Here is a 15,734-nt window from a genome sequence, read left to right on the forward strand (position 1 = left end):
CGGCTTTTGCTTGAAGATCTGATTGAGCGGCTACTTAGTATTGCCAAGAATGTCGATAGACACGTGAAACCTGATTTATAGTGAATTAACAAAAACCAGTACAGCGTTGTCTCGCCTTGCCGTAACGTGTGTGCTGCCTGCGGCTTGCCGCCTTGTCCTGATTTTTGTTAATCCACTATATTTTGGATAATGACGGATAGCTGCTTAAGAAGCGTTTAATCAGAAACAAACACTGTCCGTTATGTGTAGAAAACAGTAGCGTTGTTTACAGTATTTCCAGGAGAATACTGAAACATGAACATGCACAAAAATACCCGCCTCACCCCGCACTACCGCCAAGCCATTTGGCCGGCCTACACGCAGGAGAAGGAAAGCGTCACCTCCCTGGCACGCCGTTACCAAGTCAGCCGCGTCACCATCTACCGCGCACTGAAAGCCGCAAGGGGCAGGCTGCTCAAACCCCAAACCAGTACCAACAACCGTTTCAAACAGGCAAAGTACGGAATGAAACGCCTGGCCAAGGTAGAACGCAGCATTCAGGAAAAACTCAAAAAGCAGGCCAAACGCTACAATAAATCCTATCCCGGAGAGTTAGTGCATCTCGATACCAAACGGCTGCCGCTGCTTAAAGGGCAGAAAGCCACCGATAAGCGGGATTACCTGTTTGTTGCCATCGACGATTTCTCAAGGGAGCTGTACGCCGCCATCCTGCCGGACAAAACCGCAGACAGCGCCGCCAAGTTTCTGACCGAACACCTGATTGATCCCTGTCCCTACCTGATTGAGTGCGTTTACTCCGACAACGGTACGGAATACAAAGGCTCGGCCAACCATGCTTTCGGAGTAGCCTGTTACGAGAACGGGATTGGTCAAAAGTTTACCCGGGTTGCCCGTCCGCAGACCAACGGTAAAGCTGAGCGGGTTATCCGCACCCTGATGGAGATGTGGCATGAAAAGCAGAGTTTCGACAGCCCGGAACACCGGCAAAAGGAGTCGTGCCGCTTTGTTAATTTTTACAACACGGTGAAGTCGCACCGCAGTTTGAACGGCGATACGCCATTTGAGGTGTTGCAGGCTTATTTTTCTCAACCTGTGGTGTAAACAACGCGGTTATTTTCTACAGTTAATGGGACTGGAGAATGCAAAGAGAGGAGTGTGGAGAAAAAAGAAAGAGCCGTAGAATCAAAATAATTAGAAAAGAGGAAAGCTGTCTGAAGTTGTTAGTTTTGCAGAATTTCCACTGTTCCATGTTTGTGGGCAGTTTTTTAATTGCTGGGCAAGTTTCTGACAGATTGCGCTATTATTCGTTACATCCGCGTAAGAGTTACAGATTCCCTCCACGCGGATGGGTTTGCCAAGCGCTGCGTTCGGCCTTTAGGGCGTGTTGCAGCGTTTCTTTCGCCGCTTCGGGCCGCAGTCGGCCGCAAAGAAAGATATCGATGGCGGCAAAGCCGTGTTCGGGCCAGGTGTGGATGCTGAGGTGGGATTCGGCCAAGAGCAGCACGCCGGTTACACCGCCTTCGCCGCCGAAGGTGTGGAAACGGCTTTCGAGCACGGTGGCGCCGATATGGCGGGCGGTTTGCTCTAATGCGGTTTTCAGGTAGCCTTCGTTGCGCAGTAATTCGGGTGGGCAGCCGTATAAATCAAGCAGGCCGTGGCTACCGGGGCTGTGGCTCATTTGTGCCACCCGCCAGATGAGTAGCCGCCACCGCTGTGCGAGCCGCCGAAGGAGCGAGAGCTGGGGGAGCTGCTGCTCCTTTGGTATTTGCTCATGTCACCAAGAGAGGCGTAGTTGAATACGGTGCTGCCGAGGATGGCGACTATGCTGAGGATAAGGTAGGTGTTTTTCGACATGGCTTACTCTTCGTCATCACTTTCGGTGAATATATTGCCGCGCTTAACCAGGAAATACAGCACCATGGCCGATACGAATGCGGCAAGGCTGATATCTTCTTCGGTAACGAACATGCTGATCCAGGCGGGCAGGTTGATTACCACGAATACGGTGGTGAGCAGCAACATCAACCAACGTGATGGCTCGTCCGGGCGCATATCGGCGCTGTATTGCGGGGTGTCGTCCGTGTCTCCGAACCAGCGGCGCACGGTACGGTAGGGGATGGTGGTGCTTTGGCTCCAAGCTGCTTCGTGCCGGTTGGATTCGGCGCAGAGTTTGCCGTTGCTGTTGTGGCGGTAGTCGCTGTAGAAATCCACGTCGCCTTGGCGGATATGCCAGTAAAATGCACCGGCAGCCAAGACCACGCGGCCGCCGTAGTCGTAGAGTTTGGGCAGGCCTTGCGGCTGGAACAAATCGCCGTACAGGCGCGGCCACACGTTAAGCGTTTCCGATACGCTCCATTCGCCGTCGCCGCTTTCCACCAGCCACATAAAGCCGGCCTGCGGCTCGAAGAGCAGGTATTCCGTCCAGCGCCCGACGGGCACGATGCCGAGCGGCTTTTGGCCGAACATCAGGTTGAACGCGTCTTCCGGCTCCAATTCGTCTTTGCGTACCGCGCCGATGAGGGTGTAGGTGCGGTTGTTGATGCGGGCTTCCGAACCGATTTTCAGGGTGAACGCATCAGCCTGCGCCTCGCGCCTATTATTGGCTTTCAGCAATTCCAGCTTACCTTCTGTCGCATCCAGGTTGCTGCCGCAGCTGGGGCAGAGGATGGAAGGCGTGAGGCCGGTAATCCATTGCACCGGCGAGCCGCAGTTCGGGCAGCTTTCGGCCTGGCGCGTGCCTTTGAGCCGGCCGGCGCTGTCGGCCACCTGCTCGCTGCTGCGCGTATTGCCAAGTTGCAAGTCGGCCAGTTGCACGCCCCGCCCCACAAACACTTCGGGCGGGGAGGAAGCATAATCCAGCGTGAGAAAAATCTGTTCGCAGCGCCAGTCGGCCACCTGGTTTTTCATCTGCGGCGGCACGGCAAAGGGCAGCTCGCCTTGTGTGGCGGCCTGCTCCAGCACGATATCGCGCACGTCGGCCGCCCAGAAGCGTTTGTTGCGGTATATCAGGCTGCTGCGGCCGGCCACTAAGCCGGAAAATTCGGGTATTTCCTGCAAGGGCTCGGTAGCGGGCAGGGTGAAGACGTATTGGTCGCCCGATTCGGAGAGCCAGCCGTTGCCGCCGTCTTCAAACTGCACATACCACTCGTTCCACATGCCGGCATCGTATTTGGCCTGCAGGCGGCCGATGATGGCAAACGGGCGGTTGGCAAACGTGCCGGAGGTGCCGATTTGCAGCGGGCTGAAGTCTTCCAGCAGGGCGGAATCGCGACCGCTGTCGATGATGCCTTCGCCCTGGCGCACCAAGAGGCTGTGGCAGAAGCCGCACACCAGCGTAACCGCCGTGGCCGAATGCGCGTGCACGGGCGCGCCGCAGCTGGGGCAGTCGGTTTTAAAGAAGGGTTCGCTCATGATGGGTTCCTAAAGGGCGGGCAGTTGGGGCGGGAAATTTTCAGGTAGCCTTTAAAGCGGTTGTTCCAGAAGGGTTTTCAGCGGATTCATGCCAAGCCTGTGGTAGAAGCGTTCCGCGCCATCGTTGCCGTGCATCACGTGCAGGGTGAGGCTGTGGCAGCCATGTTCGCGGGCGAATTCGAGCAGGTGGCGATACAGCTTTTCGCCGATTTTCCTGCCGCGTTGAGATTCTTCCACACACAAATCGTCCACATACAGCACTTTGCGTTCCACCAGCGCGGGATGGCTCGCGGCTACCTGAAATTGGCACACGGCATAGCCCTGCACCCTGCCGCCTTCGTCTTGATACACGAACACGGGCTGGTTTTCATCGGCAATGATGGCGCGCACTTCTTCAACGGAATATTTGCGCGCGCCTGCGCGGTAGAGGTCGGGGCGGGCAGCGGCGTGTACGGCGTGCACTTGGTAGAGCAGCTCGCCGATGCGTTCGGCATCTGCGGCCTGGGCAGGGCGGATGGGCATGGGTTTCCTTAAGGTTTAACGGCGTTCGCGCTTGGCGGCAAAGGCGGCGTCGATTTCGGCGGCGCTCAAACCGAAGCCGTCGCACAAGGGGGCGGCATCTTGGCCTGCAATGTCGGCAACGGTTTTCAGGTAGCCTGCAAACTCGAGAAAGACAGACTGGTTTTGAGGCGTCAGGCAGAAAATGCCGTTGATTTGGTGCGACTCGCGGAGGCGGCTCACCACGGCGCTGAACGCATCCCAATCGGCAGCAGCCTGCTCCGGCGCAACGGCCTGCAAGTCGGCAATGGTTTGCAATTCCTCTGCAAAATCGAGAATGGTGGGTCGGCTTTGCAGATGTTCGGCGATGACTTGTACGGGATTTGTGGTTGGCATGATTGCGGATGAACCTTTCAGGTAGCCTGTGGGTAACTAGTCGGCTCGATGCTGCCAACGGCGTTGCTCAAAATCATATATTTGCACGTCAAACACGTTGTAGGTGTCGCTGTAGTGCAGAAAGGGTTTCCCCTCATTTACGCCGTAACGGATGCGCCAGCGCGGGTTGGTGGTTAGCGGCATCGGGGCAAAGCTGCCGTTGGGCTGCTGCCTGCTTAGGATTTGCCCAAGCAGCTGTTCGGCTTCCTCCCGTGCGAGGCGGGCGTAGTGCCTGTGCAGGATGGCCAGGCCGCCGAGGAGCAGCAGCCACAGGCCGCAGATAGCCAGTTGCCGCCGCAGTTCGCGGCGTGGCGGACGCAAAGCCTTGGCTGTACGCCATAGCCGCGATAGGGCAATCAGCGGCAGAAACAATTCCAGCGAAAAACCATATCCGGGCTGCCCGGCAAACCAGGCCACAAAGCCACCGGCCAGCAAAGTAGGCAGCAGGTCGCGCCACAAAGGGCGGAGGGCAGGCGGCGCGTTTAATTGGGCGGGCATGGTTTTAATTTTGTTGAAGCTATGGTTTCAGGTAGCCTTTAAGCCGTGTTTGAGGCTACCTGAAAATTTGAAGCGGCACTTCGGCTTTACGGCAATTCCGTTGTGCCTGTTTTCAGGTAGCCCCTGCGCCTTATCCAATCAGCTGCTTGAGCACTTCGGCTTTGGCCTTCTCGTAGTCTTCGGCAGAAATCAGGTTGCCGTCGAGCAGGGTTTTGAGTTTGGCCAGCTTGGCTTGCGGGTCTTCAGCGGCGAGCGCGGCGGGCGCAGCCGGGGCGGCAGGCTGGGCAGCTTGAGTGGGGGCGGCTTGGGCAGGCTGCTGGGGCTGCATCATGCCGCTCATGGCGCCAGCCATGGCCTGGCCGATGCCGGCACCCACGCCGAGGCCGGCACCGATACCGGCGATGCCGCCTTCGTTTTGCGCGGCCATCGGAATGGCGGTGGCGGTTTGGTATTGGGTGAACTTGCCCATATCGCCGATGATGCCCATCGACATTTTGCTGTCCAGCGCTTTTTGCACGTTTTCGGGCAGGCTCACGCTTTCCACGGTGAAGTTTTCCAGCGTGAGGCCGAGTTTGGCAAACTCAGGCAGCAGCAGCTCGTTCATTTTCTGCGACAGCAGCACTTGGTTGGCGGCCATATCGAGGAAGGGGATGCCGGAAGTGCCGAAGGCGGCGGCCAGCTGGGTCATGGCGAGGTTGCGCAGCTGCTGTTCGAGCTGCTCGCCGCTGTAGGAGGCGCCCACGCCGGTGACTTCGCGGAAGAAGGCGGCGGGATCGCTGATGCGGTAGGCATACATGCCGAAGGAGCGCAGCTGGATCACGCCGAAATCGGCATCGCGCACGGTCACCGGCTGGGAAGTGCCCCAGCGGCGGGCGAGCTGCTGGCGGGTGTTGAAGAAGTAAACGTCGGATTTGAAGGGCGACTGGAATAATTTATCCCAGTTTTTCAGGTTGGTGAGGATGGGCAGGGTTTGGGTGGTGAGTGTGTAGCGGCCGGGCTGGAACGCGTCGGCGGCTTTGCCTTCGTCCACAAACAGGGCGGCCTGTGCTTCGCGCACGGTGAGGCTGGCGCCGTTTTGGATTTCCTGGTCGGCCACGGGGAAGCGCCACATCAGCAGCCCTTCTTCGGGATTCGGCCATTCGATAACGTCGATAAACTGTTTCTTGATGAAATTGCCCAGCATGGGGATTCCTTTCTTGATGGATAGGGAGAAGGGGGAGGCTACCTGAAAGCATAGCCGCAATGGGGCAGCCAAATATCTTGGTGCGCCCAAAGCTGCATTGCTGCGCAGCTAAAATGGGGCAAATTCCGGCAAAACCAAATTTCAGGTAGCCTGTTTTGTGTACGCGTTGCTACTACACCAAACAGGCGGCGTTGAGCAGCCCCACCGCCACGGAAATCACGGCGCAAAGCGCGCCCACCGCCACATTGTTGCCGGCCAGCTCGCCGGCGGCATCGGGCACGAGGCGGGTGGCGGCGAAATACACCACAATCTGAATTGCCGCGGCCGCCCAGCTCCAGAGCACGAAATCCAAAAGCCCGACACTGTGGGTAATGCTGGAAGCCAAGGGCAGGCAAAAGCCGATGAGTGCGCCGCCGAAGGAAAGCGCGCAGGCCAGGTTGCCGTTTTTAATCAGCTTCAATTCGTCGGCCGGGGTGATGCGCAGATACACGGCGGAAAACAGCGCAGTCATGCCCAGGCCCACGGCCAGGTATTGCAGATACGACAGATATTGTTGCAGGGAAATGCTCATGGGTTGCCTTTGCAATCAGGGTGGAAAGAGAAACCGCAGCGGCGGCGATATGCGGCTGATTATGCCATACAAATGCCGGTTGTTCATCCTGCTTTGCCGTTTATTTATGAGGCTTGTGAGGTTTGCAGCGGCTGGTTAATTTTCAGGTAGCCTTTATCATTCGCTCCCGAGCATCCTTTTGCTGGCTCCTGTAAGAAGCCCGATGAAAAAAGGCACGGCTTTAGCTATATAATTCAGCCCATCATCAAGGCTACCTGAAACATGAAACCCGACCGCACCCTCATTATCTCCGTCTTCATCGTTGCCAGCTGCGGGCTGGCGTATGAACTCATCATTGCCGCGCTGGCCAGCTATTTGCTGGGCGACAGCATTTTGCAGTTTTCCTCCATCATCGGCCTCTATCTCTTCGCCATGGGTATCGGCGCGCACCTCACCAAATACATCCGCGATGAAGACGCGCTTTCGCGCTTTATCGAAATCGAATTGCTGGTTGGCATCATCGGCGGCGTATCGGCCTTGGTGCTGTTTGTGGTGTTCGGGCTGGCTGCCGCGCCGTTCCGCACGCTGCTGTATGCGCTGGTGCTGGTGGTGGGCATTGTGGTGGGCATGGAAATCCCGCTGGTGATGCGCGTATTGAACCGGCGGCAGGCCGATTTTAAAGACTTGGTGGCCAAGGTGCTGACGTTTGATTATTTGGGCGCGCTGGCCGTGTCGCTGCTGTTTCCGCTGGTGCTCGCACCCCGGCTGGGCATGGCGCGTTCCGCCCTGCTGTTCGGCCTGCTCAACGCCGCCGTGGCCGTGCTCACCGCCCGTGCCTTCAAAGCAGAGCTGCCGCGCTACCGCGCCATCCGGCTGCGCGGCGGCATCGTGCTGGCCTGCCTGTTGGCCGCCTTCGCCGCCGCCAACCGCATCACCTTTCTGGCCGAACAAAGCTATTTCGGCGACCCGGTGGTATACGAAAGCCATTCGCCCTACCAGCGCCTGGTGATCACCAAATGGCACGACGACCTGCGCCTCTACATCAACGGCAACCTGCAATTTTCCTCGCGCGACGAAGCCCGCTACCACGAAGCCCTCGTGCTGCCCGCCATGCAGATGGTGGGCGGGCAGGCGCAAAACGTGCTGATTCTGGGCGGCGGCGACGGCCTGGCCGCGCGCGAAGTGCTGAAATACCCGCAAGTGAAGGGCATCACCCTGGTCGATCTCGACCCGCAAATGACCAACACCTTCCGCACCTCCGCCGAATTAAGCCGCCTCAACGCCGGCTCGCTCGCCAGCCCCAAAGTGCGCGTGGTGAACGACGACGCGGCCAAATGGCTGGAACAGGCGCAGGAAAAGTTCAACGTCATCATCATCGACCTGCCCGACCCCTCCAACTTCTCGCTGGGCAAGCTCTATTCCGTGCCCATGTATCGGCTGGTGGCGCGGCATCTCGCGCCCGGCGGCAAAATCGTGGTGCAATCCACCTCGCCCTATTTCGCCCCGAACGCCTATTGGTCGGTGGTGGCCACGCTGGAAGCCGCCGGGCTCGCCACCGCGCCCTATCATGTGTATGTGCCCTCCTTCGGCGAATGGGGCTTCGTGCTGGCCGCACGCGAGCCCGATTTCCCCGTGCCCGCACAATTCAGCGTGCCCACCCGCTTTCTAAACGCCGACACCGCCGCCGAAATGTTCCGCTTCCCGCCCGACATGGCGCGCCGCGATGTGCAGCCGAACTATTTGAACACGCAGATTCTGGTGCATTATTTTGAACAAGATTGGCGCAATGTGATGCGCTGAGAAAAGGCTACCTGAAAGTTTCAGGTAGCCTTTCTGTTGCTAGGTGTAGGGTGTGCGGAACGCAAGCACACGGTTTGGAACGGCGGCTAATGGATTAGAGGCTACCTGAAAAACAGGTTTCCGGTTTTTCAGGTAGCCTTTATCGAGCGAACACAGGGTTTGCCCGCCGCAAACCGCGTATTGATTTCCCTATGTCCAGCCCCACTTGTTCTCTGTATAGTGAATTAACAAAAACCAGTACAGCGTTGTCTCGCCTTGCCGTAACGTGTGTACTGTCTGCGGCTCGCCGCCTTGTCCTGATTTTTGTTAATCCACTATATTTGCAGCGGCAACACCTCTGCCTACGGCTTTTGGAAAGCCCTAGCCTCGCATTCATCGCAAGAGGTGCCTCCTGATTTTTATCCATTCCACAGAATATCCAATATATGAGTGCCAACCAGAAAACCTACTACGACATCCTCGGCGTAGCCAAAGATGCCAGCCTGGCCGACATCAAAAAGGCCTACCGCAAGCTGGTGCGCCAATACCATCCCGACATCAGCAAAGACCCCGATGCCGACCAAAAAACCAGTGAAATCAACCTCGCCTACAACACCCTGAAAGACGAGGCCAAACGCGCCGAATACGATGAAATGCTGGCCAACCCCTTCGGCCGCGCAGGCAGCGCCCACGGCGGCGCGGGCGGTTTCGACCCCGGCCAAGACTTCGGGCAATACTACCACTTCGACAGCAGCCGCTTCGGCGAAGGCCAGCCCTTCGGCAGCGGCGACTTCCGCTTCGACGACATCTTTTCCGCCTTCGGCCACGCCGGCGCAGGCCGCCAGCGCCAAACCGGCCCCATTCCCGGCGAAGACCAGCACGCCGAGCTGACAATCGACCTCGCCGCGGCCTACACCGGCGGCGAACGCTCGCTCAGCCTCGATATGCCCACCCTCGGTGCGGGCGGCCAAATGGCCTACGAGCGCAAAACCCTGCAGGTGAAAATCCCCAAAGGCATCAGCGAAGGCCAGCAAATCCGCCTGCGCGGCCAAGGCCTGCCCGGCTTCAACGGCGGCGCAAACGGCGACCTCTATTTAAAAATCCGCTTCCGCGAAAGCGACACGCTGTATGTGAAAAACCGCAAAGACGTGTACCAGCGCATCGATGTGATGCCCTGGATAGCCGCGCTCGGCGGCAAAACCGCCATCGACACGCCCGCCGGCAAACTCAACATCAACATTCCCGCCAACAGCCGCAGCGGCCAAAACCTGCGCCTCAAAGGCAAAGGCATTCCCGCCAAAGAAGCCGGCGACCTCTACCTCATCATCAACATCACCCTGCCGGAAACCATGAGCGAAGCCGACCGTGCAGCCTGGCAGCAGCTGGCCGAGCATTACGGCGTGAAAGGATAAACCATGAACCGCGAACAAGATATTCAGCTCACCTTCAACGAAATCGTGCGCGCCTGCGACGGCGATGCCGATTGGGTGGTCAACGTAATCGAGGAAGAAATCATTTCCGTGCAGGGCAGCCCGCGCGAGGCCGGTTTCAGCGGCTGGCAGCTCGCCCGCATCCGCCGCGCCCGCCGCATCAGCCGCGATTTCGAAGCCAGCGTGCCCGCCACCGCGCTGATCCTGCAATTGCTGGATGAATTGGAAACCCTGCGCAAAGGTCATTTGGATGATTCAAACCGAGCTTTGCCGCTGTAATGTCGCTAAGTATAGTGGATTAAAATAAAAATGAGACAAGGCGGCAACGCAGTACATAAGGGCGTTGGCAACGCCGTATCATTGCAATTCTAATCCGCTATAAAAAGGCTACCGGAAATTTTCAGGTAGCCTTTATGTTTTATAGCGGGTTAAATGTAAACCAGTACGGCGGCGTTATGGCGTTCGGGCAACTGCGCTTTGGGCGAACGGTGGCGGCAGGTGCTGTGCGCGGGGCTTGCTGAGGTTGTTTTTAGGCTGGCTCATGGTCGGGCCGGAAAATGGCGGTGGGGGGAGGCTACCTGAAAGCACTGTTTCAGCGCAATTTCTGCAAAAACGGATTAAACGCGATTTCCCACAAAAAGCCGTCGGGGTCGGCGAGGTAGCCGCTGTAGCCGCCCCAGAATGCTTTCTGCGGGGCTTTGATGATGTTGGCGTTTTTCGCGGCAAACCCGGCAAACAGTGCGTCCACTTCGGCTTCGCTGCCCACGTTGTGCGCCAAGGTAAAGCGAGGGAAGCCGCTGCTTTGCTCCGGTATTTGTGCGTCGTGCGCTAGGGCGGCTTTGCCGAACAGGGCGAGCAGCAGCGCGTTTCCGGCTTGGAAAAATGCAATATTTTCGTTGCTGTCGGCCGTTTCCTGCCAGCCGAATACCTCCCGATAAAAACGGCGCGATTCGGCCAGGTCGGCCACGCCGAGCGTAATGTAGTTGATATGTTGTTCCATCAGCTCTCCTTGTGGCGGGAAGAGATATTGAGAGGCTACCTGAAAAGCGGTTCTGCATTTTCAGGTAGCCTTTGTCATGCCGCGCTTTAAGACGAGGCGAAGGCTTCAAACGGCACGGCGAGCAGGGGCTCGGCGCCTTGGCGGATGCGTTCGGCGCAGGCGTGGGCTTGGGGCAGCACGTAGGCGAGGTAGGCGCGGGCGGTGTGCTGCTGGGCTTGGCAGAATGCGCTGCCGAAGCGTGCTTCTGCGTTGCGGGCGGCGAGGAAGTTTTGCGCCAGGGCGGCCGCGCCGAGGGTGAGGGCGGTTTGCTCCAGATAGGCGGCGGCGTTGAGGGCGGTGGCGGCGGGGTTGGTTTCGTGCTGCTGTACGAGGAGAGAGGTGCTGCGTTCGGCCAATTCGAGGGCGCGCCGGAGCGGCTCGGCGGTGGCGGGCTCGATGGCGGCGAGTTCGTTGGCAGTCTGCTGGGCTTCGGCGAGCAGGGTGCGCACGAGGCTGCCTTTGTCGGACACGGTTTTGCGGGCGAGGTCGGCGGCCTGCACGCCGTTGGTGCCTTCGTAGATGGCGGTGATGCGCACGTCGCGTACGAGCTGGACGATGCCGGTTTCTTCTATATAGCCTGCGCCGCCGAATACTTGCATGGCCAGGTTGGCGAGCACGGTGCCGTTGTCGCTGCACCAGGCTTTAACGATGGGGATGAGGTAGTCGAGCCGGCCTTTGGCGGCTTTTTTGGCGGCGGGGTCGGGGTGTTTGTGTGAGGCGTCGAGCGCGGCGGCGGCCTGGAGATACAGGGCGCGCTGGGCGGCGATGGTGGCTTTTTGCACCAGTAGCATGCGGGCGACGTCTGGGTGGTGGATGATGGTGAGCGGGGTGCCGTCGGGCGCGCTGCCTTGGATGCGCTCGTGGGCGTAGGCCAATGCCTGCTGGTAGGCGGCTTCGGCCACGGCGTGGCCTTCGATGCCCACGCCTAGGCGGGCATGGCTCATCATGGTGAACATATAAAGCAGGCCGCGACCGGCTTTGCCGATGAGGTAGCCTTCGGCTTCGTCGAACTGCATCACGCAGGTGGGGCTGGCGTGGATGCCCATTTTGTGTTCGATGGCGGTAGCGGATACGCCGTTTCTCCCGCCGATGCTGCCGTCGGGCTGGATTTTGTATTTGGGCACGATAAACAGCGAAAGGCTTTTGATGCCGGAGGTGGTGCCGGGCAGGCGGGCGAGCACGAGGTGGATGATGTTTTCGGCCAGTTCGTGTTCGCCCCAGGTGATGAAGGTTTTCTGGCCGCTGATGCGGTAGCTGCCGTCTTCCTGCGGCACGGCTTTGGTGGCCACTTGGGACAGGTCGGTGCCGGCCTGCGGCTCGGAGAGGTTCATGGTGCCGCTCCAAATGCCTTGGCTCATTTTAGGCAGGAAGGTTTGCTTTTGCTCTTCGGAGCCGTGTTTGGCAATGGTTTCCACCGCACCCACGGTGAGCATGGGCAGCAGCGAGAGGGCGAGGTTGCCGCAGTAGTACATTTCTTCGCACGCGGCGGAAATCACGGCAGGCAGGCCTTGGCCGCCGTATTCTGCTGGAGCGCGCAGGCCGGGCCAGCCGGCTTCGCAGAAGGCTTGGTAGGCGGCGGCAAGGTCGGGATGGGTGACGACTTTGCCATTTTCCAGGCGCGCGCCGTGCAAATCGCCGGTGCGGCCGGTGGGCAGGAAGACTTCTTCGCTGAACTTGGCCGCTTCTTCGATGATGGCGGCGGCGGTGTCTTCGTCCAGGCCGCTTTCGGCATACCATCGGGCGATTTCGGCCAGGTTGCCGTGGGTTTGCAGGGCGAATAAGAGTTCGTTTACGGGGGCGTGGTAGGCCATGGGAGGCTCCTTTGTAGTAGAAGGGAAGATACAGGCTAGCATAGCAAATCCGCAGGGGCTTGGGTATGGCGGCGACGGGCTGGCTTGATACGTAGCAAGAAAGGCTACCTGAAACTTTCAGGTAGCCTTGAACAGGGTGTTTTGGCCTTTGGTTCTTCAGGTAGCCTGAAAGGGGCTACCTGAAAGCTAACAACTAAGATTATTGATCCAAGCCGTCGTGCCACATAGGTGTGCCCCTGCGGCGCATACACCTATCATACACAGGAGTAAATAGAGACCTATCTTTTTCATGTACTGCTTCAGACCAGCAAATAGGGTGGTTCTTCTCACGTAGGGCCTTTATAGCAGGAGATTCGGCAGCATAATAAGCTTCCGCCTCTTGTTGATCAGCAATAATTGCAGCTCTTGTTGCATAATGCCCATTCCACCAATCAGACATACTGCAAGCATTAAGCAGCAGACCGGATATCAATATTATCATCATGGAATGAATTGAATGGTTTTGCATGATACCTCCTTCCTTGGAATTTAAATGGTAGCGTATAGGTTGGGTTGGTAAGCCCAACATTCCGCAATTTAATTTGTTGGGTTACGCCCGGGGCTAATCCAATCTTGCTGTGCAGTCTACAGGATGAGGGTGTGTTTAGAACGCATATGGCCTACCTGCGCTTGCTTCGCTTATTTCCTTCCAAATTATTTGAATTAATGGCCTTATATACTGACAATTCATTAAAAACAAAGTCATAATCTAAAAAATCTGTTAATTTGGAAAAGTCGTCAAATTCTTCAGGCAAGGGGAAGCCAATACCATGAATCCTATCAACCATAACAAACCCACCCCACGCAACCTGTTCGGTTGTATTCTGTAAAATATCAGCTACTGTCATACCTGCTTTAATGTACCCTTTTGATGTTTTATAAGACCCATGAAAATTAATACCGCATGAAATAAGGGATATTTCGTAACTGATGGGATTAAAATAAATATCGATGAAAGATTGCTTCACTTTCAGGCAAGTATCGCATATATCGCTTATTTCATATCCTAATTTGTCTAATCTGTTAAAAACAATATTAACATTTTCTCCCAAGCATATATTTGCAACCCCCTCATTAGGGATAATGACATCACTTAAAAAACCCATTTTATTTACGCTCGCTTATTAAACATTTTATATATAGTTTTAACTTTGTTGAGGCTGCATTCTTAGTGTGTAGCGTGTAGGTTGGGTTAGCCGCAGGCGTAACCCAACATGCCATCATTTGATTTGTTGGGTTACGCCTGCGGCTAACCCAACCTACTTGCTGCTTTTTCAGGTAGCCTTTTGTATATCAGTCAGGTTCGGCAATATGGCCGATGCGTGATGGCGGGGCTATCGCTGGTGTTGCGCCAGCCAATCGCGGGCTTGGGCGATGTCGGCGGCGATTTGTGCCTGCAGCTCGGGCAGGCCGGGGAATTTGGTTTCGTCGCGCAGTTTGTGTAGGAAGTCGATGCGCAGGCGTTGGCCGTAGAGATTGTCGGCGAAGTCGAAAAGGTGGGCTTCCAGTTTTTGCGTGGGTAGGCTGGACACGGTGGGATTTTGGCCGAAGCTGGCCACGCCGTAGCGGGTGCCGAATGCGCCGTGGGCGGCGATGACGAATACGCCGCAGAGGGGGTAGCGGTGCGGGGGGAGGTGGAGGTTGGCGGTGGGGCAGCCGATGGTACGGCCGAGCTTGGCGCCGTGTTTCACGCGGCCGCTGAGGGAGTAGGGGTGGCCGAGCAGGCTTTCGGCGTAGCCGAGGCGGCCTTCGCTGAGGGCTTGGCGCACGAGGGTGCTGCTGGCGCGCACGTCTTGCACCATCACGGAAGGGGTGCGCTCGGTGGTGAAATGGGGGCAGCGGCTGAGGAGGCTGAAATCGCCTTGGCGGCCTGCGCCGAAGCGGAAGTCGTCGCCGATGAGCAGGTGGCGGGTGTGCAGCTGCTCGATGAGCAGGTGTCGGATGAAGTCGGCGGCGGATACGGCGGCAAGGCGGGCATTGAAACGCAGCACCCACACGGCATCGAGGCAGCCGGTGTCGCGCAGCAGGCGCAGTTTTTCGCGCAGGGGGCTGAGGCGGAAGGGTTTTTCCGCACCGCGCTGCCGGCTGAAAAATTCTTGCGGCTGGGGCTCGAATACGATGGCTACGGCGGCGAGGCCTCGCTCGTCGGCTTCATGGCGCAGGCGTTCGAGGATATGGCGGTGGCCGAGATGGACGCCGTCGAAATTGCCGATGGTGACGGCGCTGCCGTGCGGGTGCGGGCGGAATACGGTGTTGCCGAAGCGGATGTTCATGGCGGGCGGGGTGGGAAAAAAGGGGCTATTGTAGCGGGAAGGGGGGATTAAAGCATCCGTGCGGTGCGGGCGGAAGAAGGCTGCCTGAAAATTTATAGTGGATTAACAAAAACCGGTACGGCGTTGTCTCGCCTTGCCGTAACGTGTGTACTGTCTGCGGCTCGCCGCCTTACCCTGATTTTTGTTCATCCGCTATAGCTTCGCAGAAACCTTGCTGCGTTGCGTTTCAGGTAGCCTTTTTTTGCCTGTGGTTTTATTGCGCTTGGCGGGCGCCGGCGGCTTTGGCTTCCCAGTAGGCGGCCAGGCGTTGGTCTTCGGGGGTGAATCCGGAGGCCATGCGGTAGTATTGGGCGAGGCGGATGGCGGCGGCGGTGTCGCCGTTTTCGGCTTTGGGTTGCAGGCGGGCGATTTGCTGCGGGCTGAGGGCGAAGATGCTGCCGGTGGAGAGGGGGGCTTCGGGGTCGTAGTGCATTTCGTCCAGCACGGCCTGCAGGTGCGGCGGCAGGGTTACGCCGCGCTGTTGGAGTTCGTATGCCCAGGAGGCGGCATCGAGATAGCGGTATTGGGCGAGGAATTTTTCGGCGGTGTCGCGGATTTCTTCGTTGGTTCGCGGCTCGGTAATTTGCGGTTCGCTGGTTTGCGGTTCTCTGGTTTGTGGTTCGTTAGTTTGCGGGCTGGAGGCGGCGGTGGGCATGGCGGGGTCTTTCTGGCAGGCGGTAAGGAAGAAAAGACAGGAGAGGAGGGTGGGCAGGCGTTTCATGGCTTTCCTTTTGGAATGTGTTTTTGTT

Annotated in this window: 18 protein-coding genes; 4 read left to right on the forward strand and 14 right to left on the reverse strand. The window is 57.9% G+C overall.

The annotated features are described in order from the left end of the window. The first annotated feature begins 294 nt into the window (after positions 1–294). Positions 295–1,101: an integrase core domain-containing protein gene (locus ELB75_RS03075; protein ID WP_126982668.1), complete on the forward strand. Its 807-nt coding sequence runs from the start codon at positions 295–297 to the stop codon at positions 1,099–1,101. Positions 1,102–1,324: 223 nt separating this feature from the next. On the opposite strand, the gene speD is transcribed toward ELB75_RS03075, so the two are convergent. From speD to ELB75_RS03115, 8 genes are all read right to left on the reverse strand, one after another. Beyond that, entirely contained in the window at positions 1,325–1,678 is a 354-nt protein-coding gene (gene speD, locus ELB75_RS03080; RefSeq protein WP_126982669.1) for an adenosylmethionine decarboxylase, read from the reverse strand. Then, the gene (locus ELB75_RS13100; RefSeq protein WP_126982670.1) at positions 1,675–1,854 is read right to left on the reverse strand and encodes a hypothetical protein; all 180 of its coding nucleotides are present in this window, start codon (positions 1,852–1,854) and stop codon (positions 1,675–1,677) included. The genes speD and ELB75_RS13100 overlap by 4 nt, the downstream gene beginning before the upstream one ends. A gap of 3 nt (positions 1,855–1,857) precedes the next feature. Continuing rightward, a complete protein-coding gene (locus ELB75_RS03090) occupies positions 1,858–3,411 on the reverse strand; it encodes a DUF4178 domain-containing protein (RefSeq protein ID WP_126982671.1) in 1,554 nt (517 codons plus the stop codon). Positions 3,412–3,462: 51 nt separating this feature from the next. Continuing rightward, positions 3,463–3,933 (reverse strand): GNAT family N-acetyltransferase, encoded by a 471-nt coding sequence (locus tag ELB75_RS03095; protein WP_126982672.1) that lies wholly within the window; start codon positions 3,931–3,933, stop codon positions 3,463–3,465. Between the two features lie 15 nt (positions 3,934–3,948). Then, positions 3,949–4,305, reverse strand: a complete 357-nt coding sequence (locus ELB75_RS03100) for a hypothetical protein (RefSeq protein WP_126982673.1) — start codon at positions 4,303–4,305, stop codon at positions 3,949–3,951. A 36-nt stretch (positions 4,306–4,341) separates the two neighbouring features. Continuing rightward, positions 4,342–4,842, reverse strand: a complete 501-nt coding sequence (locus ELB75_RS03105) for a hypothetical protein (RefSeq protein WP_126982674.1) — start codon at positions 4,840–4,842, stop codon at positions 4,342–4,344. Positions 4,843–4,972: 130 nt separating this feature from the next. Further along, positions 4,973–6,022 carry an SPFH domain-containing protein gene (locus ELB75_RS03110; protein WP_126984187.1) on the reverse strand — a complete coding sequence of 350 codons (1,050 nt, stop codon included), beginning with the start codon at positions 6,020–6,022 and terminating at the stop codon, positions 4,973–4,975. 175 nt (positions 6,023–6,197) lie between these two features. Next, positions 6,198–6,596 (reverse strand): DUF350 domain-containing protein, encoded by a 399-nt coding sequence (locus ELB75_RS03115; protein ID WP_023887633.1) that lies wholly within the window; start codon positions 6,594–6,596, stop codon positions 6,198–6,200. Between the two features lie 261 nt (positions 6,597–6,857). On the opposite strand from ELB75_RS03115, the gene ELB75_RS03120 reads away from it, so the two are divergent. The 3 genes from ELB75_RS03120 to ELB75_RS03130 all read left to right on the forward strand — a co-directional run bounded on the left by ELB75_RS03120 (position 6,858) and on the right by ELB75_RS03130 (position 10,063). Continuing rightward, positions 6,858–8,375, forward strand: a complete 1,518-nt coding sequence (locus ELB75_RS03120) for a polyamine aminopropyltransferase (protein ID WP_126982675.1) — start codon at positions 6,858–6,860, stop codon at positions 8,373–8,375. 425 nt (positions 8,376–8,800) lie between these two features. After that, positions 8,801–9,766, forward strand: coding sequence for a DnaJ C-terminal domain-containing protein (locus ELB75_RS03125; RefSeq protein WP_126982676.1), 966 nt, complete (start codon positions 8,801–8,803; stop codon positions 9,764–9,766). A 3-nt stretch (positions 9,767–9,769) separates the two neighbouring features. Then, entirely contained in the window at positions 9,770–10,063 is a 294-nt protein-coding gene (locus ELB75_RS03130) for a chaperone modulator CbpM (protein ID WP_126982677.1), read from the forward strand. A 313-nt stretch (positions 10,064–10,376) separates the two neighbouring features. On the opposite strand, the gene ELB75_RS03135 is transcribed toward ELB75_RS03130, so the two are convergent. The 6 genes from ELB75_RS03135 to ELB75_RS03160 all read right to left on the reverse strand — a co-directional run bounded on the left by ELB75_RS03135 (position 10,377) and on the right by ELB75_RS03160 (position 15,706). Continuing rightward, on the reverse strand, positions 10,377–10,784 hold the full coding sequence (locus ELB75_RS03135; RefSeq protein ID WP_126982678.1) for a VOC family protein: 408 nt from the start codon (positions 10,782–10,784) through the stop codon (positions 10,377–10,379). A gap of 86 nt (positions 10,785–10,870) precedes the next feature. Beyond that, positions 10,871–12,634, reverse strand: coding sequence for an acyl-CoA dehydrogenase family protein (locus tag ELB75_RS03140; protein WP_126982679.1), 1,764 nt, complete (start codon positions 12,632–12,634; stop codon positions 10,871–10,873). Between the two features lie 199 nt (positions 12,635–12,833). Beyond that, entirely contained in the window at positions 12,834–13,142 is a 309-nt protein-coding gene (locus tag ELB75_RS03145) for a hypothetical protein (RefSeq protein WP_126982680.1), read from the reverse strand. Between the two features lie 151 nt (positions 13,143–13,293). Continuing rightward, on the reverse strand, positions 13,294–13,779 hold the full coding sequence (locus tag ELB75_RS03150; RefSeq protein WP_126982681.1) for a hypothetical protein: 486 nt from the start codon (positions 13,777–13,779) through the stop codon (positions 13,294–13,296). A gap of 228 nt (positions 13,780–14,007) precedes the next feature. Beyond that, positions 14,008–14,946, reverse strand: a complete 939-nt coding sequence (gene ribF / locus ELB75_RS03155) for a bifunctional riboflavin kinase/FAD synthetase (protein ID WP_126982682.1) — start codon at positions 14,944–14,946, stop codon at positions 14,008–14,010. A gap of 253 nt (positions 14,947–15,199) precedes the next feature. Continuing rightward, positions 15,200–15,706 (reverse strand): hypothetical protein, encoded by a 507-nt coding sequence (locus ELB75_RS03160; protein WP_126982683.1) that lies wholly within the window; start codon positions 15,704–15,706, stop codon positions 15,200–15,202. Positions 15,707–15,734 lie beyond the last annotated feature (28 nt).

The organism is Eikenella corrodens, from assembly GCF_003990355.1.
GTDB classification, from domain to species: Bacteria; Pseudomonadota; Gammaproteobacteria; order Burkholderiales; family Neisseriaceae; genus Eikenella; species Eikenella corrodens_B.

What these genes read in the sequence shown, in the direction of transcription:
- ribF (WP_126982682.1), bottom strand. Translation starts at nt 14,946, where the DNA reads ATGAACATCCGCTTCGGCAACACCGTATTCCGCCCGCACCCGCACGGC.
- ELB75_RS03100 (WP_126982673.1), bottom strand. Translation starts at nt 4,305, where the DNA reads ATGCCAACCACAAATCCCGTACAAGTCATCGCCGAACATCTGCAAAGC.
- ELB75_RS03120 (WP_126982675.1), top strand. Translation starts at nt 6,858, where the DNA reads ATGAAACCCGACCGCACCCTCATTATCTCCGTCTTCATCGTTGCCAGC.
- ELB75_RS03115 (WP_023887633.1), bottom strand. Translation starts at nt 6,596, where the DNA reads ATGAGCATTTCCCTGCAACAATATCTGTCGTATCTGCAATACCTGGCC.
- ELB75_RS03145 (WP_126982680.1), bottom strand. Translation starts at nt 13,142, where the DNA reads ATGCAAAACCATTCAATTCATTCCATGATGATAATATTGATATCCGGT.
- ELB75_RS03075 (WP_126982668.1), top strand. Translation starts at nt 295, where the DNA reads ATGAACATGCACAAAAATACCCGCCTCACCCCGCACTACCGCCAAGCC.
- ELB75_RS03160 (WP_126982683.1), bottom strand. Translation starts at nt 15,706, where the DNA reads ATGAAACGCCTGCCCACCCTCCTCTCCTGTCTTTTCTTCCTTACCGCC.
- ELB75_RS03130 (WP_126982677.1), top strand. Translation starts at nt 9,770, where the DNA reads ATGAACCGCGAACAAGATATTCAGCTCACCTTCAACGAAATCGTGCGC.
- ELB75_RS13100 (WP_126982670.1), bottom strand. Translation starts at nt 1,854, where the DNA reads ATGTCGAAAAACACCTACCTTATCCTCAGCATAGTCGCCATCCTCGGC.
- ELB75_RS03105 (WP_126982674.1), bottom strand. Translation starts at nt 4,842, where the DNA reads ATGCCCGCCCAATTAAACGCGCCGCCTGCCCTCCGCCCTTTGTGGCGC.
- ELB75_RS03090 (WP_126982671.1), bottom strand. Translation starts at nt 3,411, where the DNA reads ATGAGCGAACCCTTCTTTAAAACCGACTGCCCCAGCTGCGGCGCGCCC.
- ELB75_RS03095 (WP_126982672.1), bottom strand. Translation starts at nt 3,933, where the DNA reads ATGCCCATCCGCCCTGCCCAGGCCGCAGATGCCGAACGCATCGGCGAG.
- ELB75_RS03140 (WP_126982679.1), bottom strand. Translation starts at nt 12,634, where the DNA reads ATGGCCTACCACGCCCCCGTAAACGAACTCTTATTCGCCCTGCAAACC.
- ELB75_RS03135 (WP_126982678.1), bottom strand. Translation starts at nt 10,784, where the DNA reads ATGGAACAACATATCAACTACATTACGCTCGGCGTGGCCGACCTGGCC.
- speD (WP_126982669.1), bottom strand. Translation starts at nt 1,678, where the DNA reads ATGAGCCACAGCCCCGGTAGCCACGGCCTGCTTGATTTATACGGCTGC.
- ELB75_RS03150 (WP_126982681.1), bottom strand. Translation starts at nt 13,779, where the DNA reads ATGGGTTTTTTAAGTGATGTCATTATCCCTAATGAGGGGGTTGCAAAT.
- ELB75_RS03125 (WP_126982676.1), top strand. Translation starts at nt 8,801, where the DNA reads ATGAGTGCCAACCAGAAAACCTACTACGACATCCTCGGCGTAGCCAAA.